The organism is Salinisphaera sp. SPP-AMP-43, assembly GCF_049568105.1.
In the GTDB taxonomy this organism is placed as follows: Bacteria; Pseudomonadota; Gammaproteobacteria; order Nevskiales; family Salinisphaeraceae; genus Salinisphaera.
Genome location: NZ_CP145335.1, coordinates 3958784 through 3982928, shown reverse-complemented (window position 1 = coordinate 3982928; position 24145 = coordinate 3958784). Strand labels below are relative to the sequence as shown.

The window sequence follows — 24145 nt, the reverse complement described above, 5'->3', positions numbered from 1 at the left end:
GGCGAATAAGGGTGGGCCAGAGCCCGTTCAGACCGGATTTCGCATCACTCGTAAGCGCTAGGCCAATAGATCTATAGAGTCCTCAGGTTGAGTGTTGTGATATCAAATACTGCAAATTATGTATATAATATAACTACATAATCAGCGGGCCGACGCCCGAGTTTATAGCGCCGTTGAGAGCAAAGTGCTTTGGTTTAACCGAGCTACCGAGGGCGAAAGTCAGGCATTTAAGTTAATTCGGGTTATAAAATAAAAGTTCGGATATAACTTTTTATTTTTACGTATAGTTAAATAATTTAACTAAAGTGATCAAATATAGGCTTGACACTTTTTTATCTTCGATAAATTATAAATGTCGAGGGGGTGTTCAGTGTCTGAAGCTCTGAAAAGTCAAGTCGCACTGTCCATCATTGTGCCGTTGCATAATGAAGAGGAAAGTATTGTTCTTCTGTACGAGGCGATCAAAAGTGCGGTTTTCGAACTCGGGGGCGAGCATGAAATTATTTTCGTCGACGACGGCAGCCGTGATCGAACATTTGATTATGCAGCGGGACTGGCGGCTAATGACTGTTGCCTCAGAGTTGTGAAGCTGCGGGGCAACTATGGCCAGACGCCGGCGATGGTTGCCGGTATTGAGCAGGCATGCGGCGCGATTCTGATCACCATGGACGGCGATTTGCAGAACGATCCCCGTGATATCGGCGTGCTGATCGACAAAATCGAAGACGGCTACGACATCGCCGTAGGCTGGCGGCTCAAGCGACGCGATCGCTGGCTCACCCGTAAGTTGCCATCGCGTTTGGCGAACTGGCTGATCGGCCGGGTGACTGGTATTCCGATCAAAGACAACGGCTGTTCGTTGAAGGCGTTCCGGGGCGAGGTCATTAAGAGCGTGCCGCTTTATTCCGACATGCACCGGTTCATTCCGGCGATGGCCTCGCTCACCGGGGCCCGAGTGGCCGAAGTCCGGGTCCGGCATCATGCCCGCCGTTTCGGCGTGTCGAAATACGGCCTGCTGAGAGCCTACAAAGTGTTGATCGACCTGTTCGTGGTCAAAACGGTGATTTCGTTTGCTGAAAGGCCGTTGTGGTGGTTCAGCGTTCTGGCTTGGCCGGCGATCGCGATCAGCGTGTTTGCCTTTGCACTGGCGATCTACCAGTTCTTTTTCGAATCGACGTATTCGATGGTGCCCGTCGGCATGGGGCTGTTGTTCGCTTCGGCGGCCGCCTTTGCGTTCTTCGGCGGCATCATGGGCGAGATCATTTACAAAACGGGAAATCTGAAGCTCAGCGAATTGGCGCTGGTCACGGCTAAACAGCCGCGGGCGACGGGTCACGACAGACGAAGGCTCAGGAGCTAATCGAAATGTCTCAGGGTTGGGTACAGGAAAGAAAGCCGATCCGAATCGATCTCGGCGGATCGCATGGTTCGGTCGAGGCCATCGAAAGCGCAGATCGATTTGTCGACCGGCGGGCGCATATGGATATCGATTTGTCGGTGATCATCCCGGTGAGCGAGCGCTATCACGATGTCCGCCGGGTATACGAAGGCTATAAGCAGGATCTGGACAATACGCACTGCGTTTACGAGATCATTTACGTGCTCGACGGCGATTTCCCCGAAGTCCTGGCTGAATTGCGGCAGCTGATCGGGGAAGGCGAGCCGCTGCGCGTGATCCGTTTTTCCCGGCCGTTTGGCGAAGCGACAGCGCTCACCGCCGGTTTCGCGAATTCCAACGGGCCATTGCTGGTAACACTGCCGGCCTATCATCAGCTGGAACAGGGCGTGGTCGAGAAGATCGTCGATGATCTCGTGAATTACGATATGGTCGTTACGCGTCGATGGCCGCGCACCGACTCGGGCTTCAACCGGATCCAGACTAAGCTGTTCTTCCGAATGCAGAAGCTGGTTACGGGGTATGAATTCCGCGATTTAGGTTGCGGGGTGCGTGGCTTCCGGCGTCGGGTGATCAACGAAGTCTCGGTGTATGGCGATCAGCATCGTTTTCTGCCGTTGATCGCGCAGCGCTGGGGGTTTCGGGTCAAGGAACTCGACTTTCCCCAGTCGCCACTGGACAGCTATCGCCGCATCTATCGGCCGGGCGTCTACCTGCGGCGTTTGTTGGATCTGCTGACCGTGTTCTTTCTCAGCAAGTTCACCAAGAAACCTCTGCGGTTTTTTGGCCTGATCGGTACCGGCGTCGCTTTCATCGGCAGCATCACGCTGATTTGGATGGCGGTGCAGCGGTTGTTCATGGGGGTGCCGCTATCCGATCGGCCGGCTTTGCTTCTGGCTTCGCTGCTGGTGGTTCTGGGTGTCCAGATCTTCGGTTTGGGACTGATCGGCGAACTGATCATCTTCACGCATGCTCGCAAGCTCAAGGAGTATGCCATTGAAGAGATCATCAACTGATTTGTTGTCAGCGGGCATCGCCTCTGGAGCGACAACATGCGTGCGCGATATGACGAGGGAGGCTGGCTGGCGCCGGTCGGGGGGCTCCGCTGGGCGTTGATTTTAGGCATGTGGCTGGCTGTTGCCGTCGGCGCCTATGCGCGCTTCCTGGGTCTTGGGCTATGGCCGTTGGCGATCGATGAATATTTCGTGCTCGAATCGGTCGGCAACATTATCCAACACGGCATTCCGGCCTATAGCTGTGGTGGCTACTATCTGCGCGGGTTAACCCTCCAGTATCTGATCGCGCCACTCTATGCGGCCGGCCTGTCGGCCGAGTTGTCCGGACGTCTGGTCACGGTGGCCTGTAGTTTCGCGGTGTTGCCGGCGGTCTATTTCTTGGGCAAGCGTATGTCCGGGCTTGCCGTAGCCTGTATGGCAGTGGCGCTGCTGAGCCTGTCGCTCTGGGAGATCGAGTTCGCGCGCTTTGCCCGCATGTACATGCCGTTCCAGGCTGTTTTCGTCTGGTATTTACTGGCTTTGGAGCGCGCGGTAACCACCGGCCGGCGTCTGGACTATATCGGCATGTGGGTGCTCTCCGGTATCGGGGTTGTGACCTGGGAAGGCGGGCTGTTTTTGTTGCTGGTCAACTTCGTGCCTGGCCTGATGGGGCGCAGGCCGGCTATTGCGCCGCTGCTCGTCAGCGCCGGCTTGCTGGTGCTGGGCTATCTCTATAGCGCGGTCAATTTTCGTTTTCTCGGCGGGCCGCCGCCGTTTCCCAGCGACGTCACGATCACTACCGGTGGTTCGCCGTTCTTGTTGCCGCCGCTATTGGCGCCGACGCTGCTGGGCCATCCGCTCTGGCTGTTCGGCGCCCTGGCGGTCGTCATGTTTGCGATCTGGGCGCTGGTGCGGTTGTGGGGCGCGCCGGGAGACGCGCGTGAGCGATTTGCCTGGGCGGTGCTGATCGCTCTGGCGCTGGGCAACCTATTTGGCTGCGTGCTGATCGCGCTGGTGCTGGCGTTGCTGACCCGATGGATCGATATTCGCCACTTCGAGCGTCGAACCGCGCGCCTCGGCCTGTTGTTGGTCGCGGCCTGCTTTGTGTTCTGGCTGGCCTATGTCTCGATGACCACCGAATGGTATCGGCTGATTCCTGGCTTCAGGCCGGGCTCCGGGCTCGGCAGCGAACTCAGCAAGGTTCTGGTGGGGTTGTTCAAGTATCCGAATATCTTCGATTCGATGCTCTTTCAGTGGCTGGGTACGATCCCGGTGCTGACGGGCCTGCTTGGCGCGTTGGCTGCGCTGGCTGGACTCTGGGCGATCATCACGACCGATGAGCGCCGCTCGGTGAGTATTCGTGTGGCCATTGTGGCCTGCTTGATCATGGTGGCCATGGTCGGCGTGGTCGAGACCAAATACACCAAGACCCGTTATACCTTCTTCCTGCTGCCGGTGTTTTATCTACTCGCGCTGACGGCGATCCACGAGATGTTCGTACGTCGTTGGCGTAGCTACTGGCAGCAAGGCTTGACCATGGGCGTCGCGGTAGTCGCGATCATGGGGCTGACCGAAGACTTCGGCTGGGCGCATTTACGGCACATCGATAGTGTCGAGCAGAACTATCGGCTGGCCTACGAGCCGCAGCTCGCTCTGCACTACTACCCGCGCTACGACTACCGTACGGCGGCGGCTTACGTGAATTTGCGCACCAAGCCCGAGGATGTCGTCATCATCACGCGGCTGCCGATCGATTACTACCTGGCTCGGACCGACTATGTGTACCGCAATTACCGCGAGCTCGAGTTTGCCTCGGTGTCCTGCGATCGCGGCCAGCGAGAGCGCTGGACGGGCAGCCGTCTGCTGTATCGCAGCGACGATCTGTTCCGGGTCATCGATCAGGCCCCAGGCGCGGTTTGGCTGATCATTCGAACCCCGCGGGATGGATTCGTGATCGATGCGCTACGCGAGAAATATGCCGTGAATCGGCTGTATAGCGGTCTGGCCGATCGGATCACGGTGTTCAAGATCGATGGCGTATCGCGGGGGCACTGCCGCAGGGCCAGCTATCGCAGCGCCAACCCTGAATAAAACGGCGTCGCGGCTTGAAACCGGCTGGCGCCAAATCGCTCAGCCGCGCGCCGGAATGATGGTCAGCGATCGCACGCCCTGGGCGCCGCGTACCAGCACGCCCTCGATATCCGCCGTGGCCGAGGGTCCGGTATGGAACACGGTATAGCGGGCGTTGCGATAGTCGTCGCGCTGATAGGCGCGATGCAGATTGGTCTCGATGGTGGCCGGGTCGAGCAGAACCACCAGATGTTGGGCCAGATAGGCGACCGCGTTGACGGTGAGTTCGGCCTCGGTGAAGCAGACGCTGCCGGTTTCGGCGACGCCGAAGCGGGCCCGTAGCACGGCCACGTCGACATCGTGCAGGGACGCCGGGGTGTCATGGGCACGCAGCCGGCGGTTGCCCGGTATGGCAGCGACGTTCGAGGCGATGATGCTGTTGGCTGTGAGCTTGTCGGCCAGGGCACGGCGCATGGTATCGGCGGATGGCTCCTGGGCCTCGGGTTCGGCCCAGACGCCGCCCATCTTTTCCAGCACCTCGATGAAGCGCGCCTTCAGGCCGGCGTTGTCTTTTGGATAGCTCTCATCGTAGTTCGGCACGTTCGGCGCCGGGGCTGAGAAGGTCGGCTTGTTGGCCCGAATATCGGCCAGGATTTCGTTGCGGCCTCTCATTCGTCGTCTCCGGTCGCGGCGGTAGCGCTGCCGGCCATACGATGGCGGCGGTACCAGTCGTGGAAGCTGCCTTGTTCGGGCACGTCTGGAAAGTCCCGCTCCTGGCCCCAGGCGTTGAGCTTGTTGTACAGCGCCCAGTCGGGCAGGTGCTTGAGCGCGGAATGGGCCGACTTGATCGCGGCGCGATAAGCCTTGGGCGAGGACAATATATGCCCGGCCGCGTTCAGGCCGGATTTCTTGGTCCAGGGCAGCATGTCGTCTTCGGCCAGCACCTTGCGCCATTCGAAGATCTGTTCGTGGATATTGATCTTGACCGGGCAGACATTGGTGCAGCTGCCGTTCAAGGTGCTGGCGAACGGCAGGTTGGAATAGCGATAGGCATCGATCGACGGATCGAGGATCAGCCCGAGCGGGCCGGTATAGGTCGCGCCGTAGCTCAGCCCGCCGGAGCGGCGAAACACCGGGCAGGTGTTCATGCAGGCGCCGCAGCGGATGCATTTCAGTGACGACCAGAAGCGTTCGCTGCCCAGGCGCTCGGAGCGGCCGTTGTCGACCAGCACGATATGCATCTCGCCGCCGTCCTTGGGTTTGCGGAAATGCGAGGTGTACTGGGTGATCGGCGAGCCAAGCGCCGACCTGGAAAGCAGCCGGATGAATACGCCCATGTCCGACAGCTTCGGCACGATCTTCTCGATACCGATCGAGGCCACATGCAGATTGGGCACGTTGGCCGACAGATCCGCATTGCCTTCGTTGGTACAGACCACGAAGCCGCCGGTCTCGGCAACCGCGAAATTCGCGCCGGTCATGCCGGCATCCGCGTCTAGGATCAGCGGTCGGGTGGCCTGGCGCTGCTGTTCGGTGAGGTAGTGGGCATCGTCGTTGTCGGCGTCCGAACCGATGGTCTTGGAAAACACCTGCGATACGTCCGAGCGCATCTTGTGAACGGCCGGTACGACTACGTGGCTCGGGTCTTCGTTGTCGAGCTGCTGGATACGCTCGCCGAGGTCGGTTTCGACGATGTCGATGCCCACGCTGTCCATATAGTGCCGAAAGCCGCATTCCTCCATGAGCATGGATTTGGACTTGATGACCTTTTTGACGCCGTGGCGCTGAAAGATCTCGTGCACAATGCGGTTATGATCGGCGGCGTCGCCCGCCCAGTGCACATGCACGCCGTTTTCGGCAGCATTGTCGGCGAACTGTTCCAGATACTCGTCGAGATGGCTCAGCGTATGGGTCTTGATCTGGCTGGCCAGATCGCGCAGCGCCTCCCACTCGGGGATCGTTTCGGCGGCGGTATCGCGGCGCTGGCGCATCGCCCAGACGCGCTCGTCGTGCGATTCGGCGTGGACGGGCGACTGCAGAAATTCACGGGCCGCATTGGCGTGGTTCACGCGCTGGCCCGGGCCGGCCTTGGTCGGTTTCGGTTGGGCCTCGCGAACGGCCGCATGCGAATTGTGGGTCTGATCCGGATCGGGCGTGGTCATGCTGCACTCCCGTTGAGCACTTCGGCGATGTGCTTGAATTGAATATCGGCGCCGATACGTTTGGCGCAGCCCTGCTGGTGCATCAAACAAGAGGTATCGGCCGAGACGATGTATTCAGCGCCGGCCCGGCCATGGTCGGCAATCTTGTCGCGGCCCATGCGGCCCGAGACTTCCGGCTCGGTGACCGAGAACGTGCCGCCGAAGCCGCAGCATTCGTCCGGCCGGGCCGGGGCGACCAGTTCGATGCCGTCGACCTTTTGCAGCAGCGCCCGGGGTTTGGAAAAATCCGGCCCGCGCAGTTCGCTCGGCTTGCCGTGGCCCAGGTTGCGCAGGGTGTTGCAGGAATCGTGGTAGCCGACCCGATGGGGAAACTTCGCCCAGGGAAAGGCTTCGACCTCGAGTACATCGTGCAGATACTCGACCAGCTCGTAGGTGTTGTCGCGCACATGCGTGACCGCCGGGGTCTGCTCGATCGCAGTCAGGCTGTCGCGGATCTGGTGCACACAGGAGCCCGAGGGGGCCACGATGAGGTCGTAGTCCGCAAAGTTGTCCACGAACAGTTGCTCGGTGGCTGCGGCCTCGGCGTGGCAGCCGGAGTTGACCATCGGCTGGCCGCAGCAGGTCTGATCGAACGGATAGTCGACGTTACAGCCGAAGCGTTCGAGCAATTCCAGCGTGGCGATACCGACCTGCGGATAAAAAGCGTCGATGAAGCAGGGCACGAACAGACCGATGCGCATGGGCGACCTTGTCGGATGTCGAAGACGTCCAGACTAGCGCGTCTGACATATTCGGCAACAACACGAAGGGGCGGGGGTAATGCGATTTGCGATCAGGCTGATACCGATGCCCTCATGGCAGGCGTATTGCACGACTGCCATGGCTGGAAAATAAGGATCGAGACCATGTCCGAAACGACCGCCGAGGTGCGCCGCGTGGCGGTGACCGCGATGCTGGGTACAGCCATCGAATGGTACGACTATTTCGTCTACGGCATCGTCGCTGCGCTGGTTTTTGATCGTCTGTTCTTTCCCGAGTTGTCGCCCACCGCCGGCGCGGCAGCTGCGTTGGCGAGCTTTGCCGTCGGCTTTATCGCGCGGCCGGCTGGGGCGGTGCTGTTCGGCCATCTCGGCGACCGGGTCGGCCGGCGCACGACGCTGATCGCTACGGTCACTTTGATCGGCCTGAGTTCGGGGGCGATCGGCTTGCTGCCGACCTACGATGCGATCGGCGTATGGGCGCCGATTCTGCTGGTTGGCCTGCGCCTGCTGGAAGGGCTGTCGGTCGGCGGCGAATGGTCGGGGGCGGTGTTGATGAGCGTCGAGCATGCACCGGGCCACTCGCGTAGCTTCTTCGGCGCGATGCCGCAGTTCGGTTCGCCGATCGGGACACTGCTGTCCTCGGGCGTGGTGGCTCTAGTGGCATTACTACCGGATGCCGCGTTCATCAGCTGGGGTTGGCGGGTGCCGTTTCTACTGGCGCTGCCGATGACGATCGTAGCGCTGGTGCTGCGGCTGCAGGTTACCGAGTCTCCGGAATTTCAGCGTGCGCGAGGCGCTGGCCAGTCGCGCGCGCTGCCGCTGCTGGCGGCATTGCGAACCAGCGGGCACTGGATGCTGGCTGCGGTCGCGGCCTGTCTGTTGGCCAGTGGGGCCTTCTATCTGCTGACGACTTACATGATGCACTACGGTACGCGGGTGTTGGCGGTCGATCGCGAAGTGCTACTGGCCGGGACCGTTCTGGGCGCGCTGCTCGAGGGTGGCGGGATTTATCTGGGGGCTTTGGCCGGCGATCGGGTTGGGCCTGGTGTCACGGTCGCGATCGGATCGGCGATCGCGGCGATCGCTGCCTGGCCGTTGATGTTTTGGGTCGGTACCGGCCAGCCGCTCGCAGTGGTGCTCGGCATGGGCCTGGCCATTGGCCTGATCGGCATTCCCTACGGTCCGCTCGGTGCCATGATGGCCAATGCTTTTGCTATCGAAACCCGCTATTCGGCGGTAGCTGTGTCGTATAACGTGGCTGGCATGCTCGGTGGCCTGATACCGTCCTTGGCCGTGGCCACGACTGCGGTCGCGGGTGGCGCGATTTGGGCGGTCGCTGCGCTGTTGTCGGCGGTGATGGCGATTTCGATGCTCGGTTCAATGGTGCTAGCCCGGCGCGCGCCGGGCTTGGCGATCAATCGCGAATAGACAGGTGATGGTGTCTGCGTTGTCTGTCTTGTCGATAGGTTACGAGCTAGGACGGATTGGTTGAGGCGTTATGACCGGCCAGCCGGAATATCCGTATCGCTCGGGGCAAATTAAAAATTTGCATCTGATGGTGGTTGCGCTTTTTATAGTGCGAAATCTTGGGCTGAATCGAATCGTGGCTGGATTGATATTCCAGAACCCGAACCCGGTTAGCAGTGCTTTGAACAGCCCACGAGCCCGCCATACCGGGCTGTTTCGCACTGATGCGCGAGCCACTTTTATTTGCTCGCCCAAAGTAAAAGTAGCCCAAACAAAAGGCACCCTGTCTAGCGCCGATGCTGTCGCATCGGTGCCCTGCGCGGCTGCGGCCGCAAGCGGACGGCCGGAAATTCGCCGTGCTACGCACGACTCAGACATCCGGCCGTCTTTATCGCTTGCGGCCTCCGCTGCTCGGCGCTGCGCCCAAGGGGCTTAATACAGCGCAGGCTCGCCACGCGGCAGCGGGCGGTCGATCTGTATTCCGTCCTGTGACGCGGCGACGGGTCTCCGGCGCACAGCGCCGGTGCGGCCAGCTGTCTGAGGGCCGCCAAAGCGGCCCGAGTTCTGGCTGCATCCCGTCGCCGCGAGCATCGGAGTGCACCGGCGTTAGCCGGCGCCGTGTTCGGGTGCCTTTTTCTTGGCTCCTTCTTTTGGGCAAGCAAAAGAAGGGGCTCGCACAGCAGTGCGAAACCGAGTTTTAAACGATCTCGTGGGTAAAATCAGCTACGCCAGATCCCAAGCCAACGTGCTTTGAACAACCCACGAGCCAGCCACACCGGGCTGTTTCGCGCTGATGCGCGAGTGGCTTTTCTTGCTTGCCCAAGAAAAGTCACCAAAAGAAAGGCACCCTGTCTTGCGCCGATGCTTGCGCATCGGTGCCCTGCGCGGCTGCGGCCGCAAGCGGACGGCCGGAAACTCGCCGTGCTACGCACGACTCAAACATCCGGCCGTCTTTATCGCTTGCGGCCTCCACTGCTCGGCGCTACGCCCAAGGGCCGAATACAGAGCGGGCCGGCGATGCCGTGGACGGTCTGGTTTGTATTCCGTCCCGTGACGCGGCGACGCAGACGCGCAGCGGCGACGGGTGTCCGGCGCACAGCGCCGGTGCGGCCAGCTGTTTGAGGGTCGCCAAAGCGGCCCGAGTTCTGGCCGCATCCCGTCGCCGCGAGCATCGGAGTGCACCGGCGTTAGCCGGCGCCGTGTTCGGGTGCCTTTTTCTTGGCTCCTTCTTTTGGGCAAGCAAAAGAAGGGGCTCGCACAACAGTGCGAAACCGAGTTCTAACTCGCCTCGTGGTCAGAATCAGATACGCCAGATCCTGAGCCAAAGTGCTTTGAATAACCCACGTGCCGGCCACGCCGGGCTGTTTCGCGCTGATGCGCGAGTGGCTTTTCTTGCTTGCCCAAGAAAAGTCACCAAAAGAAAGGCACCCTGTCTTGCGCCGATGCTGACGCATCGGTGCCCTGCGCGGCTGCGGCCGCAAGCGGACGGCCGGAGACTCGCCGTGCTACGCACGACTCAGACATCCGGCCGTCTTAGTCGCTTGCGGCCTCCGCTGCTCGGCGCTGCGCCCAAGGGCCGAATACAGAGCGGGCCGGCGATGCCGTGGCCGGTCTGGTTTGTATTCCGTCCCATGACGCGGCGACGCAGACGCACAGCGGCGGCGGGTGTCCGGCGGCGGGATCGGAATACACTGGCCTACACACAACAATAAAAAGCCGGCCGCAGATGCGGCCGGCCGTGAATCCCGTTGAACGAGATTATTTTGGCTTCGGGCCCTGGACTACGCGTACCAGATCGTCCGGGCGGAACCATTTCTTGACCGCAGCCTGGATCTGCTTGGCATCGATCGATTGGTACGCCCGGGCGGCCCGATAGGGCTCATCGAGCGGCTGGTCGAGCTCGACCCGCGACAGCAGACCGTAGCCGATCGAATCGGCGCCGGCCTCGTTCAGCGGCACTTGGCGGACCAGTCCGGCTCGGGCTCGGTGCAGTTCGTCTTCCGAGATCGGCACCTTGGCCAGCTGGACCAGGGCATGCCGAATCAGTTTGTCGGCCTGGTCGACCTTGTCCGGGTCGCTGCCGTACTGGAAGGTCAGCTGGGTTCGGGTCCGGCTGGTCGAAAGCCCCGAGGAGACGTAATAGACCAATCCGCGTTGGACCCGCAGCTCGCGATATAGCCGGCTGGCGAAGACCCCGCCGGTGAGTACCTGATTGGCCATTGTCAGTGCATGATAATCGGCGTTCTGGGTGCTCAGGCCGAGCGATTCGGCGAGCTGGACGGTATCCTGCGTTTGAGCTTGGTCCGGGACATGGTGGAAGCTCGCTTTGTTGTCCGGCACTTTAGGCAGCGTCACATCCGGCTTTTCGCCCTGGGATTGCCAGTCGCCGAAAGCGCTGGCCACAGCTTTTTTGGCCTGGGCTGGATCGACATCACCGACCACCACGATCGTGGTCAGGTCCGGTCGGAATGCCTTTTGGTAATAATCGGTGACATCGCTGTAGGCCAGCCCGGCCACCGATTTCGGCGTGGCATAGCGCAGCGCGGGATCGTCTTTGGGCAGGATGCCGCGACGCATGGCCTGGCCAGCCTTGAAGTCGGGACTATTGATGGTGCCGGCCACCGAAGCCGCGGTGCGCTGCTGGAGCCGCTTGAAAGCGGCTTTGGGCAGGGCGGGCTGCAGTTCGTTCTCGGCCAGTAGATCCAAGCCGCGATCGAAATGCTCGGGCAGGACGGTCAGCGAGAAGTTGCTGCCGGCCGAGGCCTGGGCACCGATGGCATCGAGGGCCGCCTGATAGTCCTTGCGGCCGTGCTTTTTCGTGCCGAAGTCGAGCAGCTGCGATAGTACGTTGGCGACGCCTTTCTTGTGTTCCGGTTCCTGCAGATCCGGTTCGTTGCGAATATGGCCGTAGACATGCATGGCATGCACCGAGTCCGAGGGCACGGTGATCACGGTTAAGCCATTGGCCAGCGTGGTCTTGACCGGCTTGATCGACTGCTCGGGGGCGACGATCTCGGACAGCGGTTTAGCCGCCCAGTCGGGCAGTTTGACGTTGCCGACGTTTTTCGGCTTGAACGATTCGCTGCCGCCATAGCCGCCGCCGGTTTGGGGCGCGCCCGAGCCTTCGGGCTTGAGGATCGCCAGTATGCTGTGGTCTTTCTGCGTCAGGCGCGACAGCATTTGATTGATGTCGTCTGCGGTGACGTTTTTGATCGCGGCCAACTGCTGGGCCGGCGAGTTCAGCTGATCGACCGCGACCGCCTGGGTCCAGCGGTGGGCCAGGCCTGAGATAGAGTCTTGGGCGGCAGTGTCCTGGGTGATCAGCTGGCGTTTGGCTGCGGCGACCTGATCGGTGCTGATACCGTTTTCGGCGATATCGCCCAGAATCGAGCGCATCTGTTTGACCAGGCCGTCGGCATCGGCGCCCTTGGGAAACACCACATAGCTGACGCCGATCGAACCGAGGGCGGCCGGTAGGGTGGTATAGCGGGCAGCCAGGCTTTTGCCGCTGGCGACCATCTGGCTATACAGCGGCCCGCGCGGGTTGTTGAGCACGCTGGCCAGCACTTCGGTGGTCGCCATGCCTTGCACATCGCGGCTGCCTGGGGCGCGCGAGCCGAGAATAGCGAACCCGACGCCGCTATCGGTGGGCATACGAATGGTTTTGGAATCGATCTTGCCCGGCTCGACGGCACGACGGTCGGGCAGTTTCTTGGCGTCGATGCCGCCGAACAGGTCCTGGGCTTCGGTCAGAATCTTGTCGGCATCCACGTTGCCAGCGACCACCAGCACGGCGTTGTTCGGCGTATACCACTGGTCGTGGAAGCTCTTGAGCATCTTGGCCGTGGTCTTGTCGAAGGACTCGCGGGTGCCCAGCGCATCATGCGAATAGGGGGTGCCTTTATACAGCGCTGCGCGCATACGCTTGATCGCGACCTGGATCGGCGAGGACATGTCCTGGCTGACTTCCTGCTCGATCGCGCCGCGTTCCTGCTTCCAGTCCTTGGGCCGGTCTAGCACGTTTTTCATGCGCTCGGCGTGCAGGCGCAGAGCGACATCGGTGAACTGATTCGGCACCGTGTAGTAATAGGTGGTCGAATCGTTGGTGGTGAACGCGTTCGAGTGTCCACCGAGCGCCGCACCGATCGCTGCGATCTGGTCGGCCGAAAGATCCTTGGAGCCGCGGAACATCATGTGTTCCTGGGCGTGCGCCATGCCGGGAAAGCCCTCCGGCGCTTCGCGCGAGCCGGCTTTGTAGGTCAACATCGTGGTCGCCACCGGCGCCATGCGATCCGGCACCACGATCACCTGTAGGCCGTTTTTCAGCGTTTTACGCTGTACCGCGGCGTTGGCGGTGCTGGCCTGTTGGCTTGCCGGCTCGCTCTGAGCGACTTGGCTGGCGTTATCCTGGGACGAGGCCGCCTGGGCGCTGGCCATTGCCAGACCCAGGACAGCGATCGGTAGAACGCGTGTCATCATCTAAAGTTTTCCCTCGTGGCCGACGCCGGCCGAACGTACAATGCCTACGGTGTACCACGACCGGGCCGGTCGTCGGCAAACGCAGGCTGGATTGATCAAGGCTTGGGTCCGAGGATGCGGGCCAGGGTGTCGCCGTCGGGCACGCCCTGATAGATCTGAACCTTGCCGTCGTCTTGCTGGTAGACAATGCCCGGCGTGCCGCGAATGCCGAGGCTTGCCATTAACGTATTGTTGGCGCTGATCTGGTGGCTGATCTGGGTTGGGATATCGTCTAGTGGCTGGATGCCGCCGGTCTTGTAGTGGCGCTCGTGGCGATAAAAGGCCGCGCTCGGGTCATCTGCTGTGAGCAGCGCCGCGGCTTTGCCCGGGCTGGAAGGCTTGAGAATACCGGTCATGATCTGGCGCAGCTGGACCTGGCCGGCTTCGACCCAGGGCCGCGACCGCTCGTAGAACGTATGACAATAGGGGCAGTTCGGGTCGGTGAACACATATACCGTACGCGGCGCATCGGACGACCCATCGGCGATCCATTCGGTCGAGGCCAGCTGTGACCAGGCCGATTTCTGTTCTGGCTTCGTGATCGCGGCATCCAGGGCGTCCTGACTGAGATTATGGCCCTTGGCATCCAGCATGGTGCCGACGACCACATGCTGGCCGTCCGGGGTCAGGTACAGCGTGACCGGCGTATGCCCGGCCTTGGCGGCATAGCCGGTCAGCCCGCCGGGCGCATCGAAGCGTTTGACGATGGTCAGGCCCTTGTCGGCCATCTGCTGGATCGGCGCTGGCCAGTCGCTGGCATGTGCTGAGCCGGTGGCCCATAGGCCGATCAGCGCCACAAGACAATAAAAACGCGAAGCCATGGCATCCAAGGATTGGGTGATTCGACGGCCAGCCTATGCGCGGTTTTTCCTCGGCGTCCAGTCATTTGGCGCGCCATCGGCGGTTGCGACGGTGGCCAGGGGCGCTCAGTGATCGGCATCCGGCGTCGGGCCGCGGACCACAGTGACAAAGCCCTCGGGGCGGATCCATTTCTTGAATGCAGCCTGGACCTGCTTGGCATCGATAGCGGGTACCTGGGCCGCTCGCCGATACGGATCATCCAGCGCTAGGCCCTCGATCGCCCGCCTGCCGATCGCTCGCCCGATGGCATCTGCGCTGTACTCCGATAGCGCCAAATGTCGCAGCAAGCCGACCTTGGCCCGGCGCAGGGTAGCCGCCGACACAGGATGCTCGCGCAGTTCGTTGAGTTCGGCCTTGATCACACGTTCGGCTGCGGCGACGTCGCTCGGCGCGCTGGCATAGTCAACGACGAAACTGGTGCGGTGCGGCGAGGTGCTGAACGTCGATCCGACTCGATAAACCAGCCCGCGCTCCAGCCGCAGAGCACGATACAGCCGGCTGTTGAGCATGCCGCCGAACAAGATTTGATTGCCTAGCACCAGCGCGTCGAACTCTTCGTCGGTACGGCGGATATCGACCAGTTCGGCTTCGGTGACCGCATCCTGGCTGCGAGTATCGTCGGGGACGTGGTACCGGCGGGCGGTGTTGAGCGGCACCGGATCGAGAAACAACTGCGGGCGCTCGCCCTCGGCCGCCCAGTCGCCGAAGTGCCGGGCGACGAGCCTGTGCACACGGGCCGGGTCGAGGTCGCCGATCACGACTAGGGTCGTGACGCCGGGCCGAAATACCCGCTGGTAGTAGGCCTTGAGGTCGCCATAACTGATCGACTGGATGTCCTCGACTGTTTCTTGCCGCAGCTTGGGGTCGTCTTTGGGCAGTAGACCCGCGGCCATGGTTTGGCTGCTGCGATAGTTGGCGCTGGCCAGCACGCCGGGGATGGCAGCGGCATAGTTCTGTTTGAAGATGCCGAACAGGCGTTTTGGAAATGCCGGCTGGCGCTCGCCTTCGGCCAGTAGCCTGAGCCCGGCGTCGAGCTGGCTCGGCATGACCGTCATCGCGAACTGTTGGCCAACTGAGATATTGGCGCCGATATCGTGAGCGGCTTGCTGGAAGGCCAGACGTCCGTGTTCGGTGGTACCGAACCGCATCAGCTGATTGACCAGGCCGGCAACGCCCATCTGTCCCTTGGGCGATTCCAGATACGGATTGCTCGTCACGGCGCCCAGCACATGCACGGCCTGCACATCCGAAGAAGGCACCACGATCAGCTTGAGGCCGTTGTCCAGATCGGCTTCGACGGGCGCTACCGTCTGTTTCGGGACATGCAGCTCGGTGAGCGGATCAGCTGCCCAGTCGGGCAGATCGGCTGTCGGTGGGTGTTCTTTGCCCAGGGTCTCGTCTGCGCTATTGCTGGTTTGGGCCACCGAAGCCACCTGGCCACTGCCCATCGGCGTGAGTTTCGCGACAACCGGCTTGTTGGTGGCAAAGATCTGCTGGGTGAGCGTATTGATCTGTTCGAGGGAGGCCGACTGCACGCGTGCCGCGATCTGGGCGGGCGAGTCCCAGCCGGTCATCAGGGCCGTAGACCAGACCTGGGCCAGCCCGGGAATCGAATCTTCCTGGCTGGCATGGCTCGTAGCTTCCTGACGTTTAGCTGCCGCCAGTTGCTTGGCGGTCACGCCATGCTGGCCCACCTCGCGCAATACGCTGGTCAAAGCCTCGGTGAGCTTGTCGGTATCCTGGCGCGGTCGAAAAGATGCGCTGACGAGCACCGTGCTCGCCGTGGCATAGGCAGTGGTCGAGGCGCCGGCGGCCGGAGCTTGGCCAGTGACCACTAGTCGGCTGGTCAGCGGTCCGGCTTGATCATTGAGAATATCGCCAAGCAGTCGCAGGGCGGCCGTCGCCTGGGGCTCGTCCTGGCCCGGTGCGCGATAGCCGACGGTCACCGAGCCGATGCCCGAATCGGTGACGAATTCGCGCTCGGCGGGCTCGAAGGTATCGAGATGGCCGCTGGGATGGTCGGGCAGCTCGCGGCGGGGAATATCGCCGAAGCGTTTCCGGATTGTGGCCAGCACGACCTGTGGGTCGAGATCCCCGACAACGGTCAGCGTGGCATTATTGGGTGTATACCAGGCCTTGTGAAAGGCGGCGATGCGCTTGGCGTCGGTGGTATCGAAATCCTTGGCCGTACCCAGCGGCGTATCGGCCAGAGGCGTGCCGGCCAGCAGTTGCTGGCGTAGCCAAGCGCGGGCACGAAACGCCGGATTCGATAGATCGCCGGAGACCTCGTTTTGGATCGCGCGACGTTCTTTGGCCCAGCGTTGAGCTGTGTCGTTGGCCCCGGCCATATGAATGGCCTGCATATGCAGCAATACCCCCAGGTACTGGGCCGGTACGGTCGCGTAATACTGGGTGAAGTCGGTCAGGGTCCGGGCGTTGGCGGCCCCGCCCAGGACCGCGATCAGGGCCAGATTCTGGTCTCGGGACAGCCCGGGGCTGCCTTGAAACATCATGTGCTCGGCGGCATGCGCCAGACCGGGGTGGTCGGCCGGCGTATCGCGCCCGCCGACGCCATAGGACACCACCGAACTCGCGACCGGGGCCAGATGGTTGGTGATGATCACGACGCGCAGGCCGTTGTCCAGCGTCGTACGGATCGGTTCGGGCGCGGTCTGGGTAGCGGCCGTGTCGCTATGCTTGGGCTGCGGCTTGGTATCGGCCGCTGCCGCGGTGTGGAAAATGAGCCCCCAGCCGAGTGCTGCGAGCGCGATGGCGAATCGTCGATGCATGGTGTCCCCCCGAACAGCTCTCTAATCGGATAGCGCAGGCAGGTGGGGCTGTCAATTCGGACGCTGGCGCGGGTGGGTCGCGACGGTTGTCTGCCGGATCGGTCTATATCGCCGTGCGTTCGGCGCGCATCGCCGAAAAACGATCACCGTCAGATAGTTTTAGGATGCAGCCAACAGCAGAAGCGGCGTAAGCCGGGCGACGTTTCAGGCCGCGCCCGGACACGCTTTAGCGATCGCCTGATGGTCGGCGCGCAGGCCGGTGCGCGTTTAAGGCGTTTCGGTAGCCGCTTGGAATCACAGACGCGACAGCAGCTCGGTTTTCTTGGCGCTGAATTCGTCATCGGTGAGCAGGCCGCGATCGCGCAGTTCGCCCAGGCGCTCGATGGCCTGGATGACATCGGTACTGGCTTCGTTGGTCGCGGTGGCCGGCGCTGTCGTCGTCGGCTGGGCAGGCCGGTCGGGGATGGGAGCCTCTATCGGTGTAAGCGCGTCCAGATCGACAGTGCCATGCTGGCTGACAAAGCTGACGTCGCTACTCCGGTTGTTTTGCTGCTGAGCCACGCCGGTAATGCGGTGATCGCCGGTATCGAAGATCTGTAGCCGGCCGCTACGGATCAACGCCAGGCGGCGGGTGGTCGGGAAATAAGCATAGTGCATATCGCCCTGGCTGCCGGTCGTGGCAGGGGTGCCCAGGGCTGAGGGCCAGGCGCTCTGGCTGGCCTGGCTGGAGGGACGATCGATGAGCCGGGTTTCGGCTTCGTAGACGCCGGCGATCTCGTTGCACAGCGCGTCGACCTTAGCCCGTAGACCATGGTTGAACGGCTCCCCGAGCATGATCATGCCGCCCTGCATCCATTGGCCCGGGCCGCCGAATTCCGGGTGGTCAAACGAGGCCATGCTGCCCCAGCCGGCATCTACGGCACGGATCATATGCCGTACCGCCTCGGTGCTGAAGCCGTGCTGTCGAGCCAGGTCGTCGGCGATCTGTTCGGCACGGGAAGTCAAACGCGTCATAGCGGCCACCGGTTGTCGGGTGATGCCGCCAGTTTAGGCCAGCACGCACGCTTTGTGCGCGCCGGCCACGACGATTTTATACCCCGCCGTCGACGTCCAGCAGGGCGCCGGTGGTGAACTGGGCCTCGCTGAGATAGAGGATTGCCTCGGCAATGTCTTCCGGTGTGCCGATGCGGCCGAGCGGGATCTTGGCCGGCGCTTCCTGGGGTTTGTTCGGCTGGCCGCCACTGGCATGGATTTCGGTATCGATCACGCCCGGGCGCACCGCGTTGACGCGGATGTTTTCGCCGGCGACTTCCTGAGCCAGACCTTCGGTCATGGTATCGATCGCGCCTTTGGAAGCGCCGTAGTCGATATAGGTGCCGGCACCGCCGCCACCGCCGGCATGGCTAGCCGCCGAAGAGACGTTGACGATCACACCGCCCTGGCCGCCATGGTCGGTGCCCATGCGCCGGATCGCTTCCCGGGCACAGACGAAGGGGCCGACGACGTTGATACGCATCATGCGCTCGATGCGTTCGGCGCTCATATCGGCCACCGTCGACGGATCGTCCACGATCCCGGCGTTATTGACCAGCGCGGTGACCGGCCCGAGGTGTTCGTCGACTGCGTTGAACAGGGCCACTACGTCGTCTTCGACCGACACATCGGCCTGTACCGCGATCGCGCGGCCGCCGTCTTTTTCGATCGCCGAGACCACGGCCTCGGCGGCATCGCGATTGCCGCGATAGTTGACGGCGACCTTGTAGCCGTATTTGGCGGCCATCAGCGACGTCGCCGCGCCGATCCCGCGGCTGCCGCCGGTCACGATCATTACCTTGTCCATGACACATCCTTGTACTGGAACAAAAGAACGCGTCTCAGCCTAAGCTACCGGTCCCCCTGTGGCCAGACGGCCAACGCAGTGGCCGGGCTCAAGTCGGTTCGTATGCTTTTCCAGTGCGGATGACGCCTTGCCCAGCGCGGGGCGATACGGCCTGTGGCACCGGGCCGGTTTTTCGAAGCGCCTGGCCGTCCGGGGCGCGGTGATAGCGTTGGCATCGTGGTTTGGCATGCTCGCAGAGCGGCGTCTCGGTAGCCCGGCCGGGCTGCGGTCGCGAGATATGGCTTCGATCCGGTGCTGCCGACGAGTCTACGGCGAGCATGCGTCGAAGCGTGGCGTATCGGCGGTGATCGCCGCGATCTCTCTGGCGTTGCGGCTCGGCGGTCCGTGCCAAGCGATGCCACCCCGGTCTCGGCCGGCCCTGGGGCGAACCTGGCGCGTGTCGAGGTTTCATACGAGTCCGCGCCCAGAGCGGTTTGCAGGGCGGCTGGGCTGTAAGTCGAGGCGCTGCGAGGGCGGCGTTGTGGCGCGACGTCAGCAAGCGGCCACGCTGGATTGTGGGCAAGCCGTCCTCGTTTCGAAGGGGTATGCCCCAAATCGCAGCGGGCCGCGTTGCGAGCCTCGATTGGGGCTCGCTCCAAACCTGGGTCTCACGCCTTGCCAGGCACGACTGGGGCAGCAAGGCAGCGCTCGGACGACACTTACAACAGGCCCTAGACCAAGCCCGGGAAATTACGGTTTTCAAGCCCTTGGGGGCCAGTCAGCATGGCCGGCTTACTTAAGACAAGTGAACACCATGCCCAGTTTGTTCGACGGCGCCAGCGCGCGCATCGAAGCCGCGCTTGAGCATATTGAGATTTCAGAAGACGTGGCCCAGGGGCTCGCCCAGCCGGATGCCGCGCTCAAGGTCGCTGTGCCGCTGCGCCACGACGACGGCCGGTTGACTGTGTTTTCTGGCTATCGGGTGCGCTACGACACCACGCTCGGCCCGGCCAAGGGCGGTATTCGTTTCCATCCCGACGTCAATGCCGACGAAGTGTCGACCCTGTCGTTCTGGATGGCGATGAAGTGTGCCGTGATGGGGCTGCCTTTCGGCGGTGGCAAAGGCGGGGTCGCGGTCGATCCCAAGCAGCTGTCGCGGGCCGAGCTGGAACGGTTGTCGCGGACGTATATCGACCAGGTCGCCGATGCCATCGGCCCTGATACCGACATCCCGGCCCCGGACGTCAATACCAATCCGCGTGTCATGGGCTGGATGGCAGATCAATACCGCATCATCACCCGCGCACACGCGCCGGGCGTGATCACCGGTAAGCCGATCGAGATGGGCGGCTCGGCCGGGCGCACGACCGCCACCGGCGACGGGGCTTATCACACCCTGGCGACAATGATGGAACGCTGGGAGCGCGATATCGACGGCACGACCGTCGCCATCCAAGGCTTCGGCAATGCCGGGCAGCGTTTCGCCAAGCTGTGTGCGGATGCTGGCTATACGGTGGTTGCGGTCAGCGACTCCTCGGGCGGTGTCTACAACGACAACGGTCTGGATATCGATAGTCTGGCCGAGACCAAAGCCAACCACGGCTCGGTGACCGAGGCCGAAGGCGAGCAGCTCTCGAACGCCGATCTGGTGACCCTCGATGTCGATGTGCTGGCGCCGGCCGCGCTGGAGTCGGTGATCACTGCCGACAACGCCGATCAGGTCGCTGCTGGGGTGATCGTGGAAATCGCCAACGGCCCGATTGCCAGCGACGCCGATGCCACGCTCATCGACAATAACGTGGCCGTACTGCCCGATATCCTGGCCAATGCCGGCGGGGTAACGGTGAGCTATTTCGAGTGGGTCCAGAACCGCCAGGCCTGGTATTGGGAAGCCGATACCGTGGCCGAGCGTTTGAACACGCGCATGGTCGAAGCCACCCAGGCGGTAGCCGATCGTGCCGACCAGCACGATGTCGATTATCGGACCGCGGCCTATATCATGGCCTTGGAAAAGATCGATGCTGCCACGGCGGCGACCGGCACCAGCGCGTTTTTCAGTAACGCCTGATCGTTAGCTGGCCACGGTCAATGCGTGGATTTCACCGTGGCCGGCTGTGTTGCCGCGTAGGAACGAGGCACCAAGGCCTCGGCGGTCGAGACGGTTCTGCCGGCGGCCCCTCGGGGCCTCGCCCGATATACGAGGGCGACAGGCCACGCCAAACCGCCCGGGCCGGCGTTGTCAGTCTGGGCGCCCGGTATCGACCGCGTGCCGCGAGGTATCGATCACCAGATGCCCGTTATGGACCCGCGACACGCAGGCACACATGCGTGTGTCGGTGGTTTTCTGGCGGGGGCTATAGAATACGTCCCGATGATCCAGCTCGCCGCTGTGTTCGAGTACGTCGATCGTGCATAGTCCGCACTCGCCGTGTTCGCAGTCGTAGAGGACATCGTCCACGCCGTGCGCGCGCAGGGCATCGAGCAGCGACTGATCCTGGGCGACCGTGAAATCGAGGTCGCGATTGGCCACCCGGACGTTGAATGCTGTATCCGGCAGTCGGCCGCTGCTGGCAAAGGTCTCGAAGCGGAAGCGCTCGGCCGGCCGGCCGCGTGCCAGCCAGGCGCCGAGAAACGCTTCTCGTAGTGACTGCGGACCACAGATATAGAGTTCGGCGTCGGCGGCTAGATCGTTAATGATTGCGCCCGGATCCAGCCGCTGGCCGGCGCCGGTCACGAACAGCTCCAGGCGGTCGCCGAGTTCGGCGGCGAGCTCGTCGACGAAGGCCATTTCTTCGCGACTGCGGGCAGTATACAAAAGCCGTAGCCGGCGTCCGGCGCGATTCAGCGCCCGTGCCATGCCGTACAGCGGGGTAATACCGATGCCGCCGGCGACCAGCAGCGCCTCGGGGGCACGATACGACAGGGCGAATCGGTCCTTGGGGTCGCTGACACGCAGCCGGTCACCGGCGACGAGCGACCAGAGATAGCGCGAGCCGCCGTGGCCGTCCGGTCGGTCCTTGACCGCGATCCGGTAGACGCCGGTTTCGGCAGCATTATCGATCAGCGAGAACGAACGATACTGCGGCCGGTCATCGACCAGAACTTCGACATCGATATGACTGCCCGGCGCATGCGGGCGAAGACCGTCGACCGGTTCGATATCGAAGACCCGGATGCCGTCGGCAACATCGTGCGTGGCGACCAGCCGCGCCGGGTTGAACTGTTGGTGGGTAGCCATGACAGGACTCCTGAAAACTTTGAAAATCGCCGGGCGTGCCTGTGTTGGCGCTTACAGCGCGCCGGCGTTTTTGATCAGCTGCAGACCGGGCAGATGCACCCTGTCCGGACCGTGTTCGAGCACGATCTCGAGATTGCGTTTGGCCAAGCGGGCATGTTCGCGAGCCAGGTCTTCGGCACGGCTGGACTCGCCGGCCTCGATCGCCTCGAACAGGCGGTGATGCTGGTACTGAGCGATCTTGAGGATCTCATGGGACTCGGGCAGGCCGGCCTGGGCCATGACGAAGGCACTGGGCGAAGCAAACGGCATGGCCGCAGAGCGCGCCAACGACTCGCGCAGCACCGCGCTGGCTGCGAGTTCTTGCAGCGTGTCGTGGAAAGCCGCATTGGCATTCATATATCGAGAAAAATCGTCTTCGCTCAGGGTGCTGCCGGACAGGATGTCGTCGAGCTCGGCGACCGTTCGGGCCAGCCCGGCCAGAGCGGCTCGTGTCGGCCGGTTTTCAGCCGCGCGCCGGGCGACTAGCCCCTCGAGTGTGCCGCGCAGCTCGATCGCATCGAACACATCCTGCTTATCGAATACCCGGATCTTGTAACCGCCCGAAGGGAGGGCCTCGATCAATCCTTCGTGTTCGAGCCGGACCAGCGCTACGCGAATCGGCGTACGCGAGACGGCCACACGTTCGACCAGCTTGGGTTCCGATAGCCGTTCGTCTACTGGCAGCTCGCCGTCGAGAATCATCTGCCGTAGACGCAGCAGTGCCTTGGTGCTTTGTTGCATGACCGCGCTCCCGTGCTCAGCCGGCGCTGGCTGTTTTCACGGGCCGGATCGGCGCATCGGGCTCGGCGGCAACGCGTTGTTCGATCAGCCGGCGGGCCCAGAGCGCGCCGGCATCGATGTTCAGGTGATAGAACGGCATGCGGCTGTGGCGCTCGATCGCGGCCTGTTGGGCTTCGAGCACCTCGACGTCCTGTTCATAGACGCCCGATTCACCGTTGACGTGGGCGGTATGCAGGGCGTCGGTCCACTCTGGATCGTCGATGTGGTGATCGCGGACGAAGTTCCAGAAATAATGGCAGCTGGTTTCGGTTTCCGGCGTGATGGCCGCCAGGAAATAGCCGGTCACGCCCTGCGAGCGATCGCCCTCGGGGGCGCCGGTGCCGGTCTCGGCCACGCCGACGTCGCCGACCACCGTAGAGGGCGCCTCGAAGCGGATCTTGTGCCAGCGATCGACGGCCACGTCGCGGCCGAGCTGCCAGGCCCAGAAGGGCGGGGCATCGTGATCGAGCATCCAGCGGGTCATGGTCACGAAACGGTCGTCGTGTTCGACTTCGAACGGTGTACGAGTGATCGCGTCGTGGCCGATGCTGCCGGCATGCACGAAGGTTTCGTGGGTCAGATCCATGAGGTTGTCGACCAGCAGACGGTAGTTGCAGCCGAGGCTGTAGAAGGTGCCGCCGCGGCCAGCCAACTGTGGGGCGTCGTTCCAATGGAAATCGGGTACGTCGTCAGGGTCGGCCAGCGCCGGATTGCCCGGCCAGACCCAGACCAGGGAATGGCGTTCGACGGTCGGGAAATGCCGTACGCAGGCCGAGGGGTTCACGGTTTCCTGCGAGGGCATGTAGACACAGCGGCCGTCGCTGTCGAACTTAAGGCCGTGGTAGCCACACATCACGCGATCACCGTCCAGCTTGCCCATCGACAGCGGCAGCAGGCGATGCCAACAGGCATCTTCCAGGGCGGTGACTTCGCCGTCGGTCTTGCGATACAGCACCAGGTCGGTATCGCAGATCTTGCGGGCCGATAAATCGCGTTCGATTTCATGGCTCCAAGCGGCGGCATACCAGGCGTTGCGTGGGTAGCTGCGTTCCGTCATGGGTCTCCTCCGAAGCGTGTCCGCTAGGTTTGGGTATTCATTATGTATACATATTGTCTATATCGATCGTGGCGAGTGCAAAACAGGATGCTATGAGTTTTTTGTTTATAGTCAGAAGCTTGTGATTGTGCCTGATGTCGGCCTTTGGTCTTATAGGCGAAAGTATGAGCCGGATTGGCGATGTGACTGGGCG

The 24145-nt window shown here is 62.5% G+C and carries 16 protein-coding genes; 5 read left to right on the top strand and 11 right to left on the bottom strand.

The window, feature by feature from the left end:
* The first annotated feature begins 370 nt into the window (after positions 1-370).
* The 3 genes from V5738_RS17200 to V5738_RS17190 are packed head-to-tail and all read left to right on the top strand — an operon-like array spanning position 371 to position 4482.
* A complete protein-coding gene (locus V5738_RS17200) occupies positions 371-1360 on the top strand; it encodes a glycosyltransferase family 2 protein (protein ID WP_423822041.1) in 990 nt (329 codons plus the stop codon).
* Between the two features lie 5 nt (positions 1361-1365).
* On the top strand, positions 1366-2412 hold the full coding sequence (locus tag V5738_RS17195; RefSeq protein WP_423822040.1) for a glycosyltransferase: 1047 nt from the start codon (positions 1366-1368) through the stop codon (positions 2410-2412).
* A gap of 36 nt (positions 2413-2448) precedes the next feature.
* A complete protein-coding gene (locus tag V5738_RS17190; RefSeq protein ID WP_423822039.1) occupies positions 2449-4482 on the top strand; it encodes an ArnT family glycosyltransferase in 2034 nt (677 codons plus the stop codon).
* Positions 4483-4521: 39 nt separating this feature from the next.
* Here the strand turns inward: V5738_RS17190 and V5738_RS17185 are convergent, their stop codons facing one another.
* The 3 genes from V5738_RS17185 to V5738_RS17175 are packed head-to-tail and all read right to left on the bottom strand — an operon-like array spanning position 4522 to position 7363.
* Positions 4522-5133, bottom strand: coding sequence for a LutC/YkgG family protein (locus V5738_RS17185; RefSeq protein WP_423822038.1), 612 nt, complete (start codon positions 5131-5133; stop codon positions 4522-4524).
* Complete coding sequence (locus V5738_RS17180; protein ID WP_423822037.1) at positions 5130-6623, bottom strand: lactate utilization protein B; 1494 nt, start codon at positions 6621-6623, stop codon at positions 5130-5132. Before V5738_RS17180 ends, V5738_RS17185 begins: the two co-directional genes overlap by 4 nt.
* Positions 6620-7363 (bottom strand): (Fe-S)-binding protein, encoded by a 744-nt coding sequence (locus V5738_RS17175; protein ID WP_423822036.1) that lies wholly within the window; start codon positions 7361-7363, stop codon positions 6620-6622. The genes V5738_RS17180 and V5738_RS17175 overlap by 4 nt, the downstream gene beginning before the upstream one ends.
* Positions 7364-7528: 165 nt before the next feature.
* Between V5738_RS17175 and V5738_RS17170 the strand changes: the two genes are divergently transcribed.
* The gene (locus V5738_RS17170; RefSeq protein WP_423822034.1) at positions 7529-8812 is read left to right on the top strand and encodes an MFS transporter; all 1284 of its coding nucleotides are present in this window, start codon (positions 7529-7531) and stop codon (positions 8810-8812) included.
* Between the two features lie 1797 nt (positions 8813-10609).
* Here V5738_RS17170 and V5738_RS17165 read toward each other — a convergent pair.
* From V5738_RS17165 to V5738_RS17145, 5 genes are all read right to left on the bottom strand, one after another.
* Positions 10610-13330 (bottom strand): M16 family metallopeptidase, encoded by a 2721-nt coding sequence (locus V5738_RS17165; RefSeq protein WP_423822033.1) that lies wholly within the window; start codon positions 13328-13330, stop codon positions 10610-10612.
* A 95-nt stretch (positions 13331-13425) separates the two neighbouring features.
* On the bottom strand, positions 13426-14190 hold the full coding sequence (dsbG, locus tag V5738_RS17160) for a thiol:disulfide interchange protein DsbG (RefSeq protein WP_423822032.1): 765 nt from the start codon (positions 14188-14190) through the stop codon (positions 13426-13428).
* Positions 14191-14295: 105 nt separating this feature from the next.
* A complete protein-coding gene (locus V5738_RS17155; RefSeq protein WP_423822031.1) occupies positions 14296-17019 on the bottom strand; it encodes a M16 family metallopeptidase in 2724 nt (907 codons plus the stop codon).
* A gap of 294 nt (positions 17020-17313) precedes the next feature.
* Positions 17314-18033 carry an SHOCT domain-containing protein gene (locus tag V5738_RS17150; RefSeq protein ID WP_423822030.1) on the bottom strand — a complete coding sequence of 240 codons (720 nt, stop codon included), beginning with the start codon at positions 18031-18033 and terminating at the stop codon, positions 17314-17316.
* A gap of 76 nt (positions 18034-18109) precedes the next feature.
* Positions 18110-18859: an SDR family oxidoreductase gene (locus V5738_RS17145; RefSeq protein ID WP_423822029.1), complete on the bottom strand. Its 750-nt coding sequence runs from the start codon at positions 18857-18859 to the stop codon at positions 18110-18112.
* A gap of 793 nt (positions 18860-19652) precedes the next feature.
* Here V5738_RS17145 and V5738_RS17140 point away from each other — a divergent pair.
* Entirely contained in the window at positions 19653-20906 is a 1254-nt protein-coding gene (locus tag V5738_RS17140) for a Glu/Leu/Phe/Val family dehydrogenase (protein ID WP_423822027.1), read from the top strand.
* 171 nt (positions 20907-21077) lie between these two features.
* Here V5738_RS17140 and V5738_RS17135 read toward each other — a convergent pair whose 3' ends face one another.
* Genes V5738_RS17135 through V5738_RS17125 form a run of 3 tightly spaced genes read right to left on the bottom strand, consistent with a single transcriptional unit; the run spans position 21078 to position 23952 of the window.
* Positions 21078-22076 carry a PDR/VanB family oxidoreductase gene (locus tag V5738_RS17135; RefSeq protein WP_423822026.1) on the bottom strand — a complete coding sequence of 333 codons (999 nt, stop codon included), beginning with the start codon at positions 22074-22076 and terminating at the stop codon, positions 21078-21080.
* A 51-nt stretch (positions 22077-22127) separates the two neighbouring features.
* Positions 22128-22856: a GntR family transcriptional regulator gene (locus V5738_RS17130; RefSeq protein ID WP_423822025.1), complete on the bottom strand. Its 729-nt coding sequence runs from the start codon at positions 22854-22856 to the stop codon at positions 22128-22130.
* Positions 22857-22872: 16 nt separating this feature from the next.
* The gene (locus V5738_RS17125) at positions 22873-23952 is read right to left on the bottom strand and encodes a Rieske 2Fe-2S domain-containing protein (RefSeq protein ID WP_423822024.1); all 1080 of its coding nucleotides are present in this window, start codon (positions 23950-23952) and stop codon (positions 22873-22875) included.
* Between the last annotated feature and the right edge of the window lie 193 nt (positions 23953-24145).